At 65.0% G+C, this 17280-nt stretch carries 14 protein-coding genes; 12 read left to right on the top strand and 2 right to left on the bottom strand.

The window, feature by feature from the left end; genetic code table 11:
• The first annotated feature begins 41 nt into the window (after window positions 1–41).
• From nadA to IE101_RS12090, 6 genes are all read left to right on the top strand, one after another.
• On the top strand, window positions 42–1097 hold the full coding sequence (gene nadA, locus IE101_RS12115; protein ID WP_189634109.1) for a quinolinate synthase NadA: 1056 nt from the start codon (window positions 42–44) through the stop codon (window positions 1095–1097).
• Entirely contained in the window at window positions 1094–2662 is a 1569-nt protein-coding gene (locus IE101_RS12110; RefSeq protein WP_189634108.1) for an L-aspartate oxidase, read from the top strand. Before nadA ends, IE101_RS12110 begins: the two co-directional genes overlap by 4 nt.
• A complete protein-coding gene (nadC, locus tag IE101_RS12105; protein WP_189634107.1) occupies window positions 2644–3480 on the top strand; it encodes a carboxylating nicotinate-nucleotide diphosphorylase in 837 nt (278 codons plus the stop codon). The genes IE101_RS12110 and nadC overlap by 19 nt, the downstream gene beginning before the upstream one ends.
• A gap of 65 nt (window positions 3481–3545) precedes the next feature.
• Window positions 3546–4694 carry an HPP family protein gene (locus IE101_RS12100; RefSeq protein ID WP_189634106.1) on the top strand — a complete coding sequence of 383 codons (1149 nt, stop codon included), beginning with the start codon at window positions 3546–3548 and terminating at the stop codon, window positions 4692–4694.
• Window positions 4695–4761: 67 nt separating this feature from the next.
• Window positions 4762–6138, top strand: coding sequence for a phosphohexomutase domain-containing protein (locus tag IE101_RS12095; RefSeq protein ID WP_189634105.1), 1377 nt, complete (start codon window positions 4762–4764; stop codon window positions 6136–6138).
• Between the two features lie 99 nt (window positions 6139–6237).
• Window positions 6238–6897: a TetR/AcrR family transcriptional regulator gene (locus IE101_RS12090; RefSeq protein ID WP_189634104.1), complete on the top strand. Its 660-nt coding sequence runs from the start codon at window positions 6238–6240 to the stop codon at window positions 6895–6897.
• A 12-nt stretch (window positions 6898–6909) separates the two neighbouring features.
• Here the strand turns inward: IE101_RS12090 and IE101_RS12085 are convergent, their stop codons facing one another.
• Entirely contained in the window at window positions 6910–8886 is a 1977-nt protein-coding gene (locus IE101_RS12085) for an FAD-dependent oxidoreductase (protein WP_189634103.1), read from the bottom strand.
• Between the two features lie 275 nt (window positions 8887–9161).
• On the opposite strand from IE101_RS12085, the gene IE101_RS12080 reads away from it, so the two are divergent.
• Genes IE101_RS12080 through IE101_RS12065 form a run of 4 tightly spaced genes read left to right on the top strand, consistent with a single transcriptional unit; the run spans window position 9162 to window position 13570 of the window.
• Window positions 9162–9836 (top strand): GntR family transcriptional regulator, encoded by a 675-nt coding sequence (locus IE101_RS12080; RefSeq protein WP_373296116.1) that lies wholly within the window; start codon window positions 9162–9164, stop codon window positions 9834–9836.
• Complete coding sequence (locus IE101_RS12075) at window positions 9833–10735, top strand: dihydrodipicolinate synthase family protein (protein WP_189634101.1); 903 nt, start codon at window positions 9833–9835, stop codon at window positions 10733–10735. Before IE101_RS12080 ends, IE101_RS12075 begins: the two co-directional genes overlap by 4 nt.
• A gap of 4 nt (window positions 10736–10739) precedes the next feature.
• On the top strand, window positions 10740–12233 hold the full coding sequence (locus IE101_RS12070; RefSeq protein ID WP_189634100.1) for an aldehyde dehydrogenase: 1494 nt from the start codon (window positions 10740–10742) through the stop codon (window positions 12231–12233).
• Window positions 12230–13570 carry an NAD(P)/FAD-dependent oxidoreductase gene (locus IE101_RS12065; RefSeq protein WP_189634099.1) on the top strand — a complete coding sequence of 447 codons (1341 nt, stop codon included), beginning with the start codon at window positions 12230–12232 and terminating at the stop codon, window positions 13568–13570. The genes IE101_RS12070 and IE101_RS12065 overlap by 4 nt, the downstream gene beginning before the upstream one ends.
• Window positions 13571–13595: 25 nt before the next feature.
• On the opposite strand, the gene IE101_RS12060 is transcribed toward IE101_RS12065, so the two are convergent.
• Complete coding sequence (locus IE101_RS12060) at window positions 13596–15374, bottom strand: ATP-binding protein (RefSeq protein WP_189634098.1); 1779 nt, start codon at window positions 15372–15374, stop codon at window positions 13596–13598.
• Between the two features lie 190 nt (window positions 15375–15564).
• On the opposite strand from IE101_RS12060, the gene IE101_RS12055 reads away from it, so the two are divergent.
• Together IE101_RS12055 and IE101_RS12050 are read left to right on the top strand one after the other, a co-directional pair.
• Window positions 15565–15729 carry a DUF2256 domain-containing protein gene (locus tag IE101_RS12055; RefSeq protein ID WP_189634097.1) on the top strand — a complete coding sequence of 55 codons (165 nt, stop codon included), beginning with the start codon at window positions 15565–15567 and terminating at the stop codon, window positions 15727–15729.
• Complete coding sequence (locus tag IE101_RS12050; RefSeq protein WP_189634096.1) at window positions 15726–17279, top strand: cryptochrome/photolyase family protein; 1554 nt, start codon at window positions 15726–15728, stop codon at window positions 17277–17279. Before IE101_RS12055 ends, IE101_RS12050 begins: the two co-directional genes overlap by 4 nt.
• The last annotated feature ends 1 nt before the right edge of the window (window position 17280 follow it).

The following is a 17280-nucleotide window of genomic DNA, read 5'->3' as shown; positions in this document are numbered from 1 at the left end:
TGGGATAACCGGCGCCCAGCTTACCAGACCGGGATATGCCGATGTCAGCCCTGACCCAGATCCGCGCCACGCTTCATGCGGCCTTTGACCTGCGCCCGTCGATCGCGGCGGCCGAGGCGACGCGCGACATCCACGCCCGAATGTCGCGCGTCATGCCCTTTGCGGACTGGGCGCGCCACGCGCCCTATGTTTTGGCGATCAACCGGCTCAAGGCGGAACGCGGGGCGGTGGTGCTGGCGCATAATTACATGACGCCCGATATCTACCATGGCATCGCGGATGTGGTGGGTGACAGCCTGCAGCTTGCCATTGCAGCCACCCGGGTGAAGGCCGATGTGATCGTGCAGGGGGGGGTGCATTTCATGGCCGAAACCTCGAAGATCCTGAACCCCTCCAAGACCGTGCTGATCCCGGATGTCGAGGCCGGCTGTTCGCTGGCCGAGGCGATCACCCCCGCCGGCGTGGCCGAGATGCGCGCCCGATATCCCGGTGCGCCGGTGGTCAGCTATGTCAACACCACCGCTGCGGTAAAGGCGGTGTCGGATGTCTGCTGCACTTCGGCCAATGCCGCGCAGATCGTGCGCGCGATGCCGGGCGACACGATCATCATGACCCCGGACAAATACCTTGCGCAGAACGTGGCGCGTCAGGTGCCGGAAAAGCGCATCGTCTGGTGGGATGGGGCCTGCATCGTCCATGAACGCTTCACCGCCGGGGATCTGCGCGAATTCCGCGCCTTCCAGCCTGACACCACCATCATCGCCCATCCCGAATGTCCGCCCGATGTGATTGCCGAGGCCGACTATGCAGGTTCCACCGCCGGGATCATCGATTTCGTGGCGCGGGAAAAGCCGCAGAAGGCGCTGCTGGTGACGGAATGTTCGATGGCGTCCAACATCGCGGACGCGCATCCGGGGGTCGAGTTCGTCGGACCCTGCAACATGTGCCCCTATATGAAGATGATCACGCTGGAAAAGGTGCTGTGGTCGCTGCACAGCATGACCACCCCGGTCGAGGTGGACCCCGCCATCATCACCCCGGCGCGCAAGGCGATCGAACGGATGATCGAGATTTCCACCCGCGCGGCTGCGGCATGACCCGGTCTCTCCGCACCAGCCGGATCGTGGTTCTGGGCGCGGGGCTTGCAGGCTTGACGGTGGCCCTGCGGCTGGCACCGCGCCCTGTCTTGCTTGTCTCGCCAGAGCCTCTCGGGCAGGGGGCAAGCTCGGCTTGGGCGCAGGGAGGGGTCGCTGCCGCCCTGGGGGCGGGTGACAGCGCCGCCCTGCATGTAGCAGATACGCTGCGGGCCGGTGCCGGTCTGTCGGATGCCGGTATCGCCGCGCTGGTGGCAGAGCGCGCGGGCGCCCATATCCGTGCGCTGGCCGATCTGGGGGTGCCATTCGACCGCGATTCCGGGGGTGGGTTTGCCCTGTCGCGCGAAGCGGCCCATAGCGCGGCACGGGTGGCGCGGGTGCTTGGCGATCAGGCCGGGGCGGCGATCATCGCGGCGCTTGTTGCAGCGGTGCGGCGGGCCCCACATCTGGAAATTGCCGAAGGTCTGGTGGCTGACCAGCTTGTCGTTTCTGAAGGGGCGGTTTGTGGTGTGCAGCTTTCGGGCCTGCGCGGTGGTCCGGTTGCGGTCATGACCCCGGCGGTTGTTCTGGCAGCGGGCGGAGCCGCCGGTCTTTTTGCCTGCACCACCAACCCGCGGCGGATCTGCGGGCAGGGGATCGGCTTGGCCGCGCGGGCGGGGGCGCACGTCGCGGATGCCGAATTCGTGCAGTTCCATCCGACGGCCCTTGCCTGCACGCTCGACCCTGCGCCGCTGCTGACCGAGGCGCTGCGCGGCGAAGGGGCTGTCCTCATCAACCGCGACGGCCATCGCTTCATGGCCGATCTGCACCCGGATGCCGAACTTGCGCCGCGCGATGTGGTGGCGCGCGCCATCCACGCGCAGACAACGGCGGGTCTGGCGCCCGCGCTCGATACCCGCGCGGCCATTGGGGGCCATCTGCTGACACGCTTTCCGGCTGTGTCCGAAGCCTGCCGCCGCGCCGGGATTGATCCGGTCCGACAGCCAATCCCCGTCATGGCCGCGGCGCATTACCACATGGGCGGGGTGGCCACCGATGCCCGGGGCCGCAGTTCCCTGCCGGGTCTTTGGGTGGTGGGTGAGGCCGCATGCACCGGTCTGCATGGCGCGAACCGGCTGGCCTCAAACAGTCTGGCCGAGGCGCTGGTGCTGGCCGCCGCCGCGGCCGATGATCTGGCACATCTGCCCAGTCCTGCCCCTGCACCAAGGCTCGATTTCGTCGCGGAACCGCGCCCGTCCTGCCCCGATGCCGCGGGGCTTGTCGCGTTGCGCCGCTGCATGACCGATCATGTCGGTCTTCTGCGTGATGCCGATGGCCTGACACAGGCCGGGCGTCTTTTGCACAGACTCTCGCACAGTGCCGTGACACAGGGGTTCCGCAACAGCCTTGCTGCCGCGCATTTGATTACGGTCGCCGCCCAGCGACGTTGCGAAAGCCGCGGAAGCCATTTCCGCACCGACTTTCCCCAGGCGGACCCAGCGCAGGCCCATCGCCGCATGCTGACGCTTGCCGAGGTCGCCCCTCATCTGACTGAAAAGGAAGACCGCCCATGTTGCCAGATCTGCTGATCGAACCGCTGGTGCGGGCCGCACTGACCGAGGATCTGGGGCCGATGGGTGATGCCACGGTCGCGGCGGTCATTCCCGATGGCCTTCGCTACAACGCCGTCCTGCGGGCGCGGCAGGCGGGCGTGGCCTCGGGCCTGCGTCTGGCGGCGACGGCCTTTCGCCTGATCGACCCGCAGCTTCAGTTGACGCCCTTCGTCCGTGATGGTGGCACCTTCGCCCCGGGTGAGCCGCTGTTGCAGATCGCGGGCGCGGCCGCGTCGATCCTGATGGCGGAACGGGTGGCGCTGAATTTTGCCGGTCGGATGTGCGGCATTGCCACGCTGACGGCCGCCTATGTCGCGCAAACCGCGGGGACCAAGGCCCGCATCACCTGCACCCGCAAGACGACCCCCGGCCTGCGTGCCGTGGAAAAAGAGGCCGTGCGCCATGGCGGCGGATCGAACCACCGGTTTGGCCTGTCGGATGCGATCCTGATCAAGGACAATCATATCGCGGCCGCCGGCGGGATCGGCCCGGTGCTGCAGGGGGCCGCGGCGCGGCGGTCACATCTGATGCGGATCGAGATCGAAGTCGACACGCTCGATCAGCTGGCGGACGTTCTGGCGCTTGGCCTTGCCGATGTCGTGCTGCTTGACAACATGACCACGCCGCAACTGGCCGAAGCCGTGCGGATGACGGACGGTCGGCTGGTGCTGGAGGCTTCGGGCAATATGACACTGCCGCGCATCGCGGAGGTGGCCGCGACCGGGGTGGATTACATTTCGGTTGGCGCGCTCACGCATTCGGCGCCGGTGGTGGATCTCGGGCTCGATTTCTGACTTCGGGGTTGCCTTGTGATGGGCGGAAATTGCTGCGAAGGTCCGCGCAAAAAAGGGGCTGGGCCATGAATCATTTCCTGCGATCACTGGGACCGGCTGTTGCCCGTCCGCCACTGGCCGAAGCCGTTCGGGCGGGCGTGGGGGCGCTGGTCGCTTTGACGCTTGTGGGGCTTCTGGTGCTGGGGCCAACGGTGGATCTGGCGCTGGGTCTTTACCTGATCGCGCCATTCGGGGCTTCGTCCGTGCTGCTTTTCGCGGTGCCAAACAGCCCGCTTGCCCAGCCCTGGTCGGTTATCGTTGGCAATACTGTCGCCGCGCTGGTCGGGGTTGCGGTGTGTCTTGTGGTGCCAGATCCCACAGCCCGGATTGCGCTGGCGGTGGGTGGATCGATCCTTGTGATGCTGCTGTGCCGGGCTGCGCATCCGCCCGCAGGCGCGGTTGCCATGACCGCTGCCATGAACCCCGAAGCCGTGCAGCATCTGGGGTTCTGGTTTGCGCTGGCGCCTGTCGCGCTTGGCAGTGCCGCCTTGGTGGCCTTGGCCATTCCCTATGCCCGGCTGACAGGGCGCCACTACCCCTTTCGCCAGTTCGATGACCCGAACAGTCACGGCACCGCAGACCCCGAACCCGCCGAACGTCTGGGCCTGACCGAGGCCGAGCTTTCGGATCTGCTGGATCGTTATCGCCAGTCTTTCAACCTCGGGGTCGAGGATCTAGCCCGGCTGATCGCCGCGGCGGAATTGCAGGCGGCGGGGCATCGCACCGGCGCCCTGACTGCGGGCGAGATCATGTCACGCAATCTGGTCACCGTCCCGCCCGAGGCGCCGCTGTTGACGGTGGCGGATCTGTTCCGACAGCATCGCTTTACCTCGCTGCCTGTGGTGACGGATGGGGGCCGCTATCTGGGGGTGATCTTTCAGATCCATCTGATCACCCGCGTCAGGGCTGCGGCCTTCCAGACCCATTCCGGCTTTGCGGGGGCCTTTCGCGCGCTGCTGCGGGCCGGGCCGAACCCGCCTGTGACCGCCGAGGGCATCATGGACACCAACCTGCCCTGCGCGCAGGCGGACACGCCGATTGCCGCGCTTTTGCCGATGATGGCCGATGGCAATGTCGATGCCGTTCCCGTGCTGGCAGATGCCCGTATTGTGGGCATCGTCACGCGCAGCGACCTGATCGCCGCATTGGCGCGTATCAGCCTGCGGGCTGCATGATCAAACGCCATTGATCTCGTCGATCATCGCTGCAATCTAGGGGCCATATTCAAAGGATCTTTGCATCATGACACCCAAATTTGGCACCAGCGGGTTGCGCGGCCTTGTCACCGATCTGACCCCTGCGCTTGTTGCAGATTACCTGCGCGCCTTTCTGGCAGCCTGTCCCAGCGGAACCGGCCTTTGGGTCGGGCAGGATCTCCGCCCGTCGTCGCCGGCGCTTGCTGCGGCGGTGATGCAGGCTGCGCAGGCCGAAGGCGTGCCGGTCGTCGATTGCGGGGCCGTGCCCACGCCCGCGCTGGCCCTTGCCGCCATGCAGGCCGGGGCAGCGGCGGTGATGGTGACGGGCAGCCACATCCCTGCGGACCGCAACGGGCTCAAGTTCTACGTTCCCTCGGGTGAAATCACCAAGCAGGACGAAGCCGCGATCCTTGCAAATCTGGGTCGTCCGGGGGCTGGACGCACGGCGCCTGCCGCGCAGAACCAGACTGCCGGCGATGCCTGGGTCAACCGGTATGTCACGGCTTTTGGCCCCTTGGCCTTGGCCGGGCAGCGCATCGGTGTCTGGAGCCACAGCGCCGTGAGCCGCGACCTCTTGCTGGGCGCGATCCAGCGCCTTGGCGGAACCGCGGTCGAACTGGGACGGTCTGACCACTTCATCCCCGTCGATACCGAAGCCGTACCGGAGGCCGTGCGCGCCACCCTGGCCGCTTGGGTCCGGGAACACACCCTTGATGCAGTGATTTCAACCGATGGTGATGGGGATCGCCCGTTGCTGGTGGATGACCGCGGGGCCGTGGTTCCTGGTGATGTGCTGGGGCAGATCACCGCAGCGGTGCTGGGTGCCGAAACCGTGGTGACGCCGGTCAGCTCGAACGGCGGCGTTGAAGCCGCGGGGGTATTTGCACGGGTCATCCGCACGCGGATCGGGTCGCCTTTCGTGATTGCGGCCATGGCCGATGCCCCCCGCGTGGTGGGCTATGAGGCGAATGGCGGTTTCCTGTTGGGCTTTGCCGCCGAAGGCCCTGCCGGGACCCTTGCGCCCCTTGCCACCCGTGACAGTCTGCTGCCCCTTGTTGCCACATTGGCTGCGTCGCGCCGGGCGGGGGGCGTATCGGCCCGTGTGGCCCAAGAGCCTGCGCGGTTCACCGCTGCCGACCGGTTGGAAAACATTCCGACCGAAGCCTCGGCTGCCCTGCTTGCGGATTTTGCGGCAGAGATCGGGCGGGTTGAGGCCTTCCTTGCCCCGCTGGGCGAAACCTGGACCGCGACCGACCGCACAGATGGTTTGCGGTTCCAGCTGGCCTCGGGTCGGGTGCTGCATCTGCGCCCATCGGGCAATGCGCCTGAATTCCGCGTCTATACCGAGGCGGAAAGCCCTGCATCCGCGGCCGCGTTGATGCAGGCGGCGTTTGCTACGCTCCGCCTGCGGCTTGTGGCCTGACGACAACATTTGCCATCCCGCGCCCCGGGCTGCCCAACAATCTGGGCCGGGCTGGCATCTGAGGTTGCGGCACTGCGGCTCGGGCCTTAAACAGGGGGCATGGATAGTTCTGACGATCAAGCAAATGCAACCGGCTGGCGAGGGTCGCGCGATGTCTGGCTGGACGCCGCCTATGCGCTGCTGATCGAGGGCGGGATTGATGCGGTCAAGGTGCAGCCCCTGGCCAAGCGTCTTCGCATCGCACGCACCAGTTTTTACTGGCATTTCACCGATCGGGAGAATCTGCTTGCGGCCCTTGTGCAGCGCTGGATCGACACGACGACCTCCGGGATGATCGACGCCTGCCGCGCCTTCGCGGAAACCAAGGCCGAGGCGATGCTCAATCTCTTCAGCTGTTTTCTCGACCCTGCGCGCTTTGATGCGCGACTTGAATTTGCGGTGCGGTCCTGGGCCTTGCAGGACCCTGGCATGACGAAGGTGCTGCATGAGCAGGACGGCATCCGCATTGGCGAGCTGATCGAAGTCTTCCGCAAATGGGGCCACGGGCCGGTAGATGCCGACACCCGGGCCCGCGCGGTCTATCTGACACAGATCGGCTATATCTCGTTGCAGCAGCAGGAAGATCTGACGATCCGGATGGCGCGTATGCCCGCCTATGTGGAGATCTTCACCGGCATGGCGCCGGAACCGCGCGAACTTGCCCGGTTCCATGCCCGCCACGGCTATGTTCCGCCGGATCAGACCATTCAAAGGGCCTGATCCGGCAGGGCGTCAAAGACTGAGCGCGACCTTGCGGCCTTCGTGGAAGGCATAAGGGGCCTGACGCGGCGCCACGCAATCCCCGATTCGGTGCAGCACCTTGCCCGGTAGCGTTTCGGGGAAGGGATCAAAGGCCATGTTCGTCGTGGCCATGACCAGCGCCGAGGCTGCCACCGTCTCTTCCGCGCCGGTCAGCATGTCGCGCACCGTCGCACCATTGCCATGCCAGCGGGTGATCACATGTTCGGTCATCATCCGTGCGCCCGCCCGTGCCAACCGCCCGCGCGCCGGACCATCGGCCGAAGTGCGCGCAATCTCTTTGCCGACAAAGGCGTCGGGCGTGACCAGAACCACCTTTTTGCCCTGTTCCGCCAGCGCCCATGCGGTGCCCACCCCGCGCCAGTTGCCGCCTTCGTCCAGCACGATCACCGTATCACCCAGCCGGGCCTCACGGCGCAGCACCTCTTCCGGGGACCAGACATTGCCATTTTCCAGCCCCGGCAGCTGCGGGGCCGAGGGCAGCCAGCGTTGCCGCGCGTTTTCATCCGGCAGTGACCCGGTGGCGAGGATCACCGTTTCGGCCGGATGTGCGGCCAGATCCTCTTCATCAAGGAAGGTATTGAGGCGCAGCCGCACCCCCAGGCGGTTGAACTGGCGTTCGTACCAGTCCAGCAGATCAATCACCTGCCCACGGCGTGGCTGCATTCCGGCCAGACGGAACTGCCCGCCGATCTGGGCGGCGGCCTCGACGATTTCGACGCGGTGGCCACGTTCGGCCGCGACACGCGCCGCCTCAAGCCCTGCGGGACCGGCGCCGACCACCAGCACATCCTTGGCGGTTTCGGCCGGGGTGAAGCGGTCGCCGCCCCATTCCCATTCCCGCCCGACCGACGGGTTGATGAGGCAGGAAATCCAGTAGTCGCGCGACCGCCGCCCCCAGCACATCTGATTGCAGGAAATGCAGCCCCGCACGTCCTCGGCCCGGCCTGCCGCAGTCTTGTTCACCAGATGCGGATCGGCGATCTGCCCCCGCACGATCGACACAAGATCCGCCTGACCCGAAGCGAGGATCGCCTCGGCGTTTTCCGGGGTGCGGACATGCACTTCGGAGGTGATCTTGGCGTGCTTCACCACCCCTTTCAGCACCTCGGTCGCAGGTGCGGTCAACTTTTCCCCAAAAAGGAAGGTCGGCATCAGGCGTTCGAAATCGAGATAGCCGCCATGGCCGCAGGTCACGTAATCGACATGGCCGGTGGCGTCATGCAGGGCCACGACCTCGGACAGGCTTTCGAGCGAGAGCGTCACATCATAGGCATCCGAGGTCGATACCGCGAGGCCGATCACGAAATCCTCGCCGCAGGCGCGGCGGATGCCCTCGATGATCCGGCGCGACATCCGGGTGCGGTTTTCAAGGCTGCCGCCCCAGTCATCGTCGCGCGTATTCGACCAGGGCGTCCAGAACTGATCGAGCAGCGAATGATAGGCGGCCCAGACCTCGACCCCTTGAAAGCCTGATTTCTGGCAGCGCACGGCGGCGGCGATATGCGCCTCGATCAGCTCTTCGATCTCGGACACCGTCATGCGGTGCGATCCGTCGCTGTCATGATAGCTGGCATGGCCCGAGGGCGACCAGTGGGGCTGAAAGCTCAGGTCGGAATCGCCATGCGCGCCGATGTGATAGAGCTGCTGCAAGATCACGGCCCCGGCCTCTTTCACCGGCTCGGTGATGGCGCGGAAATAGGGGATCACCTCATCGGTGCCGTGGCGGTAATTCCCGCGCGTCAGCACCCCGGTGCGATGCACGGGCATCGGTTCGCAGACGATCATCGCCGCCCCGCCAAGCGCGCGTTCCAGCAGGTAGGCGCCGCTTCGGCGACCGGGCAGACCGTCGTCCGACATGTTGTTCGTATGTGCGCCAAAGACGACGCGATTGCGGAGCGTATGCCCCCGCAGTTGCAGGGGCGAAAGCATATGGCGGTGCTGGGTCATGGGCGTGCCTCGGCCTGGAGAGGGAAAACGGACCTGGGGTGGATCTGAGGGCAGGCTAGGCTGAAATGTTCACAAGCGTCAAGTAGATGTTCACCAGTGGCCATGCCGTTGCTTTTATTTCGGAATTTTGCCAATAATCCGAGTAGACAAATTGTATTATTGGGCATTATAACAAGATTAGGATAAGTGATTCCCGTCAAACTGGGTCGGTGGAAAAGGAACGGGCGATGTTGGACGGGGATTCGCGGAGTCGGAAGGCGGAGTGTGTTGTTGACTTGCGTCGTCGTGTTCTGACGCAGGAGTTGGAACCCGGCGCCTATCTTGACGAGGTCGAGCTGTCGGAGCGGTACGGGATATCGCGCCCGCCGCTTCGCGAGGTTTTGCGCCAGCTTGTGGGGGAAGGGTATCTTCTTCTGCATGAGAACCGGGGCGCGCAGGTTGCGCCGATGACACACAAGACGCTGCGGAATTTCTTTGTCGCGGCGCCGATGATTTACGCGGCGGTATCGCGCCTTGCAGCGGAACATGCGCGTCCTGCACAGATCGCGCAGCTGAAAGAGATCCAGCTTGGGTTTCGACGGGCGATTTCCGGCGGGGATGCGGCAGAGCGTGCGCTGCTGAACGAACAGTTTCATTCGCAGATCGGCGAGATGGCCGACAATGAATACCTGCTGCCGAGCCTTCGGCGGCTTCTGATCGACCACACGCGCATCGGGATGACCTTCTACAGCCCGCGGCGCGAGGTTTCGGCCCAGCAGGTGACTGCGGCCGACCAGCACGACGCCTTCATCGCCCTGATCGAGGCGGGCGATGCCGATGGCGCGGGGGATCTTGCGGTAGCCCATTGGGAGCTGTCGCGGGCGCAAATCGAGAGCTTTGTCACCCCGGAAAGCATGCAATTACCGCTCGGCCGCGCGCCGGGCCCGACCGATCACAAAGGAGCGACATGAACTTCGACGGCATTTACACCCCCGTCATCACCCCGCATCGGGAAGACGGCGCGATTGATCGCGACGGCTTTGCGGCGATGATTGAATTTCTGATCGCCTCGGGCGTTCATGGCATCATCAACGGCGGCTCGACGGGGGAATACTATGCCCAGTCGATGGAAGAGCGCCTCGAGATGGCCAGCCTCGCCAAAGAGGTGATCGGCGACCGCGTCCCGCTGATGGTGGGGACGGTGGCGATCCGGCTTGAGGACTCCATCCGCGTGGCCGAGCATGCGGCCAAGATCGGCGCAGCCTCGATCCTGGTGGGCTCGCCGCCCTATTCGGTGCCGACGGAACGCGAGAATGCGTTGAACGCGCTGGCGATCGACCGGGCGGCGGATCTGCCGATCATGCTTTACAATTACCCCGGCCGGATGGGCATCAGCATGGGCGAGGAATTCCTCGACCGCGTGGGCCGGTCGCGGAATTTCCAGGCGATCAAGGAAAGCTCGGGCGATATCAATCGGGTGCACCTTCTGGCGCGCGATTACCCGCATATCCAGATGTCCTGCGGGATGGACGATCAGGCGCTGGAATTCTTTGCCTGGGGCGCGCGCAGCTGGGTCTGCGGTGGGTCGAACTTCCTGCCGCGCGAACATGTGGCACTGTGGAAGGCCTGCGTGGTCGAGGGCGACTTTGCCAAGGGCCGCCGGATCATGTCGGCGATGATGCCGCTGATGCGGGTGCTGGAACAGGGCGGCAAGTTCATCCAGTGCATCAAGCACGGCTGCGAGATGAACGGCTTCCACGCCGGTCCGCCGCGGGCGCCGCTGAAGGCGCTGAACAAGGATGACAAGCGCCAGCTGGAACAGGTTGTGCGCGTCCTCAAAACCACCATTGCCCAGATCGAAGCGGAGTAAGCGGATGTCCCTTCTGACCACCGAAGAATACAAGGCCATCGCCGCCGGACTGACGCTGCCTACGCAGGCCTTCATCGACGGCAGCTTCCGCCCGGCGATCTCGGGCAAGACCTTCGCGACGACGAACCCCGCCACCGGCGCGGTGCTGGCGCATATCGCCTCTTGCGGGCCCGAGGATGTGGATTTCGCCGTCCAGAAAGCACGCGACGCCTTTGAGGATGGGCGTTGGTCGCGGCTGCATCCGAAAGAACGCAAGGAGGTGCTGATCCGCCTCGCCAAGCTGATCAAGCGCAATGCGCGCGAGCTGGCGGTGATGGAGAGCCTCGACAGCGGCAAGACGATCTATGACTGCGAGACGGTCGATGTGCCGGAAACCATCCATTGCCTGACCTGGCACGCCGAGCTGATCGACAAGATTTATGATCAGGTGGCCCCGGCCTCGGACGGGCATATCGCCTTGGTCGTGCGCGAGCCGGTGGGTGTTGTGGGCTTGGTGCTGCCCTGGAACTTCCCGCTGCTGATGCTGGCGTGGAAGATCAGCCCGGCGCTGGCGGCGGGCTGCTCCATCGTGGTGAAACCGGCCAAGGAAACCTCGTTGACGGCGCTGCGGATTGCCGAGCTGGCGATGGAGGCGGGCGTGCCTGCGGGCGTCTTCAACGTGCTGCCGGGCGGCGGCGGCGAGGTGGGCGAACCCATCGGGCGGCATATGGACATCGACATGGTGTCCTTCACCGGCTCGACCGTGACGGGGCGCAAGTTCCTGACCTATGCGTCGGAATCGAACCTCAAGGAAGTGACGCTCGAGATGGGCGGCAAGAACCCGGCGGTGGTGCTGGACGATGCCGAAAACCTCGACCGCGTGGCGGCCCATATCGTGAACGGCGCCTTCTGGAACATGGGCGAAAACTGCTCGGCCTCGTCGCGTCTGATCGTGCAGAAGGGCGTGAAGGAAGAATTGCTGTCGCGTATTCTGGCCCACGCCCGCGAATGGCCGATGGGCGATCCGCTGGATCCGGTGAACCGCGTGGGCGCGCTGGTGTCGAAGGCGCATTACGACAAGGTGGCGAGCTATCTGACCAAGGGTCCGAAGGTGCTGCTGGGCGGCAAGGCCGAGAATGGCTTTGTCGAACCCACCATCCTTGATTGCAAGCCGGACGACCTGCAGGTCCGCGAAGAGATCTTCGGGCCGATCCTGACCGTGCTGACGGTGGACAATTACGATGAGGCGATCGCGCTGGCCAATGACACGGAATATGGTCTGGCTGCTTCGATCTATACCGCAAATGTGAAGAAGGCGATCCGGGGTGCGCGCGCAATCCGGGCGGGCACGGTGACGGTGAACAGCTTCGGCGAGGGCGATATCTCGACCCCCTTCGGCGGGTTCAAGCAATCGGGCTTTGGCGGGCGCGACAACGGCATCCATGCCCATGACCAGTACACCCAGATCAAGACGATCTGGATTGATCTGGCCGATGATGCTGATGAGGCGGTCGCATGACAACCTATGCGGCGCGGCGCACGCCGGTCCATCTTGGACCGGCCGCCTGGTCGGTGCTGCTTCCGGGGCAACCTGCCCCGGAGGTGCTGACCGGCGATCTGGGGGCGGATTTCGTGCTGGTGGGTGGCGGCTTTGCCGGGCTGTCAGCTGCGCGGCGTCTGCAGCAGCTGAACCCCGGCGCACGGATCGTGGTGCTTGAGGCGACGCGGATCGCCGAAGGGGCCTCGGGGCGCAATTCGGGCTTCATGATCGATCTGCCGCATGATCTGACCTCGGATGATTATGCCGGGGCGGGCGATGACCGCAGCGTCATCGCGATGAACCGTCAGGCCATCGCCTTCGCCCGCGGCGCGGTCGAAGAGTATGACATCGACCGCAACTATTTTGACCCCGCCGGCAAGGTGAATGGCGCGGCCAGCGCGGCGACCGATGCGCTGAACCGCAGCTATGCCGAACATCTGGCTTCGCTGGGCGAGGCGAGCGAACGGCTGGACGCCAAGGCGATGCAGGAACTGACCGGCAGCCGGCATTATGTCTCGGGGCTTTATACGCCGGGCACGGTGATGCTGCAGCCCGCGGGCTATGTGCGCGGTCTTGCCGCCGGTCTGCGGCGCGCGGGCGTTGCGGTTTATGAAAATACCCCCGTCACGGCGCTGGCCCGCAGCGGCGGCAGCTGGACGGTGACCACGCCCAACGGGCGCGTGCAGGCGGGCCGGGTGATCCTGACGAACAATGGTCATCTGGAAAGCTTCGGCTTTGCCAAGAACCGGCTGATGCATGTCTTTCTGTTTGCTTCGATGTCGGTCGAGATGGACGCCGCGACCTGCGCCCGGCTGGGTGGCGCCCCGCGTTGGGGCATCACCCCGTCCGATCCGATGGGCACCACCATGCGCCGCATCGACAGCGGACAGGGCGGCAACCGCATCATCACCCGCACCTGCGCCACCTTCGAGCCGGGGATGGAACCGCGCGAGGCCACGCTGCGCCGGGCCGCCCGTGTCCATCGCCAGAAGTTCGCCGAGCGTTTCCCCCAGATCGCCGATCTGCCCATGGAACACAGCTGGGCGGGGCATCTCTGCCTGTCGCAAAACAGCGTCTCGGTGATGAAGCCGCTGGACGAGGGCCTCTGGGCCGCCTGCGTCTGCAACGGCCTTGGCACCGCACGCAGCACCCTGACGGGGATGGCTGCCGCCGAACTCGCCTCGGGACAGACGTCAAACCTCACCAAACACTTCCTTCAGGAACCGGCGCCCAAAAAGCTCCCCCCCAAACACTTCTCGACAATCGGGGCAAACATCTTCCTCAGATACAAAGAGCACAAGGCCACCGCCGAATGAGCAAACACCCCCCGAATGGGGGGTGTCAGCATTTTGACTGCGTCAGATGGGACAGCAGGGTTTCGTAAAGCACCCGTGGCGGCACGGGTTTCGAGATGAAGCCGTTCATCCCCGCCCGCAGGCACCGTTCGCGGTCTTCGGCGAAGACATTGGCCGTCATCGCGATGATCGGCACAGGGCCATGATCGGGCAGGGCGCGGATGGCCTCGGTCGCTTCGACACCGTCCATTTCGGGCATCTGCATGTCCATCAGGATCAGCGCGTAACCGCCCTTTCCGGCCTTTTCGATCGCTTCGAACCCGGTTTCGGCATGATCGACCAGCAGCCCCGCCCGCCGCAAAAGCGCTGTGGTGATTTCAGCATTGATTGGTTCATCCTCGCAAAGCAGGATCGGCGTTCCGGTCCAGTCGGCGGCCAGCTGATCGCGGGCCGAGGGGCCGGACTGTGCCACCGCTTCGGGCTGGGGTTTGCCCTTGGCCAGACGGGCGGTGAACCAGAAGGTGCTGCCCTTGCCCGGCGTGCTTTCTGCGCCGGCCGTGCCGCCCATCATCTCGGCAAAGCGCAGCGTGATCGCAAGGCCCAGACCGCTGCCACCATAACGGCGCGCCGTCGTGGCCTCGGCCTGTTCGAAGGCGGAAAAGAGCCGCGCCAGGATCTCGGGCGGGATGCCCATGCCCGTGTCTTCGACCTCGAACCTGACAAGAACGGCGGCGTCATCTTCCTCGACCCGCTTGATGCGCAGGGTGATCTGGCCGCTGGGGGTGAACTTGATCGCATTGCCGACAAAGTTGATCAGGGCCTGTTGCAGTCGCGGGGCATCGCCCTGCAGGATCTTGGGCAGCGCCTCGACCTGCGAAACCAGACGCAGGCCGCGCGCCTCGGCCCGGTCGGCCATGATCGACATCACATTGGCAACCAGTGCCTCGGGGCGCACGGGACCGTTGTCGATGGTGAATTTGCCGACCTCGATCTTGCTGAGGTCAAGTATCGCGTCGAGCGTGCCAAGCAGATGTTCCCCGGCGGCGATGATCTTGTCTGCGCGCTGCACCTGCACCCGGTCCTCGGCCGCGGCTTCGCGGATCAGCCATGAAAGCCCGATCACCGCATTCAGTGGGGTGCGGATCTCGTGGCTCATGTTCGCGAGAAACTGGCTTTTGGCGCGGTTGGCCGCTTCGGCCTCTTCGGCGCGTTTTTGCAGCTCGGCATTCAGCTGCAGAATGGTGGCAGAGCGTTCGGCAACCAGCTGTTCCAGATGGTCGCGATGCCGGGCGAGTTCGCGTTGGGTGCGGTCACGCTCGATCGCGATGGCCGTCAGGCTTGAGGCGTGTTCGATCACCGCGAGCTCATGTGGCCCCGGTTTACGTGCCGCGCGATGGTATATGGCAAAAGTGCCCGTGACCCGCTTGGCCGAGTCAAAGATGGGTTCCGACCAGCAGGCGCCCAGCCCCGCGGCCTGCGCGGTCGCGCGGTAATCGGCCCAATAGGGATGGGTCGCGATGTCTTCGACCACAACACGTTGCCCCGTGCTGGCTGCCGTGCCGCAAGATCCGGCCGCAGGGGCGATGGGCACCCGCCGGATGGCGGCGCGATAGGCAGGGGGCAGCTGCGGTCCGGCGCCGACCGCAAGGGCAGTGCCGGTGGCATCAACCAGCATGACGGAACAGATCGCCTCGGGCAGAAGCTGTTCGATCCCGGCGATGATCCGATTCAGCACGGCATCCAGAGGCTGCCCATCCAGAAGAAGGGCCAGAATTTCGCTTCGATGGCTTTCCATCGTGGGGGCGGGCAGGAGGGGGTCGCTCATGGCCGGACCAATGATTTCGGGTGGAACAATTGATAAGACAAACAACCTCCACCAATCATGGGCCCGTCATTCCGCTGTTGCAAGACGCAGAAAATCTGATCCTGCGCCAAAGGTTTGCGTGCCTTGCTTGATCCCTGCGCGCCTTGCGCCATATCGCCGGATGTCACAGATCCGATGATAAGGTCAAACCATGGCAAAAATGCGGAAAAAAGGCGATCTGCCGTCCAAGCCCTGTGCGACCTGTGGCCGCCCCTTTACCTGGCGGCGCAAATGGGCCCGTGATTGGGAGTCTGTCCGCCATTGTTCTGACCGCTGCCGGGCCGAGGCGAAGGCGCGTCGGGGGCAGGGGGCATGACCGGCGCCCTGCGCCTTGTTCTGGGCGATCAGCTGACCCGCGGGGTTGCGGCGCTGCAAGACCTCGACCCCGCGCGCGATGTGGTGCTGATGGTCGAGGTGGCCGAAGAGGCGCGCTATGTGCGCCACCACAAGCAGAAGATCGCCTTCCTTCTGTCGGCCATGCGCCATTTTGCCGAAGACCTGCGGACTGAGGGGGTGCAGGTCGATTACGTCCGCCTCGATGACCCGGCCAACAGCCACAGCTTCACGGGCGAAGTGGCGCGCGCCTTGGCCCGCCATCGCCCTGACCGGCTGATTTGCACCGAACCGGGCGAATGGCGGATCTTGCAGATGATGGAGCTTTGGCAGGCCGATCTGCCCTTGTCGGTCGAGATCCGCGCCGATGACCGTTTCTTTTGTTCCCGCGCCGATTTCGCGGCCCTGCACCGCGCGGGCAAGACCAAGCGGATGGAGTTCTTCTATCGCGAGATGCGTCGCCGCACCGGTCTGCTGATGACCGATGATGGACCGGTGGGCGGGCAGTGGAACTTTGACCCCGAGAACCGCAAGCCGCTGCCCAAGGGGCTGCGTCCGCCGCGCCGCGACCGCTTTGCCCCCGATACTCTCACCCAAGAGGTGATCGCGCTGGTCGCAGCCCGCTTCCCCGATCACTTCGGCGATCTGGAGCCTTTCGGCTGGGCCGTCACCCGCGCCGGTGCGCTGCAAGCCCTGGAGCATTTCCTCAGCGATTGTCTGCCCTTCTTCGGCGATTATCAGGACGCGATGAAGACGGGTGAGGATTTTCTGTTTCACAGCCTGATCTCGCCCTATCTGAACTGCGGTCTGCTGACAGCGGCCGAGGTCTGCGACCGTGCCGTCGCGGCCCTTGGGGCAGCACCGCTGAACGCGGTTGAGGGTTTCGTGCGCCAGATCCTCGGCTGGCGCGAATTCATCCGCGGCGTCTATTGGACCGAGATGCCGGATTACCCCGCCACAAATGCACTGAAGGCCGGGCGCGATCTGCCCGCGTTTTACTGGACCGGCCAGACCGAGATGCGCTGCATGGCCGAATGTATCGGCACCACGCGCCGCCATGCCTATGCCCACCACATTCAGCGCCTGATGGTGACCGGGAACTATGCGCTGCTGGCGGGCATCGCCCCGGCGCAGGTCGAGGAATGGTATCTGGCGGTTTACGCTGATGCCTTTGAATGGGTCGAATTGCCCAATGTGCATGGCATGGTGCTGCATGCCGATGGCGGGCGGATCGGGTCAAAACCCTATGCGGCCTCGGGCGCCTATATCGACCGGATGTCGGACTACTGCAAAACCTGCCGCTATGATCCGAAGCAGCGTGTCGGGGCGAAGGCCTGCCCCTTTACCACGCTCTACTGGAATTTCCTGATCGAGAACGCGCCGCGCCTGCGGGCCAACCCACGCATGGCGCTGCCCTATCGGCATGTCACGGCCATGTCCGATGGCGAACGCGCGGCCATTCAGGCCGAAGCCGCGCGCCACCTGTCTGACGCAGCGCCGCCGCGACAGGCGGGGTTCGAGGGGCTTTGGTGAA

The sequence above is a fragment of the Gemmobacter lanyuensis genome, assembly GCF_014652355.1.
Lineage (GTDB): Bacteria > Pseudomonadota > Alphaproteobacteria > Rhodobacterales > Rhodobacteraceae > Gemmobacter > Gemmobacter lanyuensis.
This window is presented reverse-complemented; position numbering and strand designations above follow the sequence as displayed.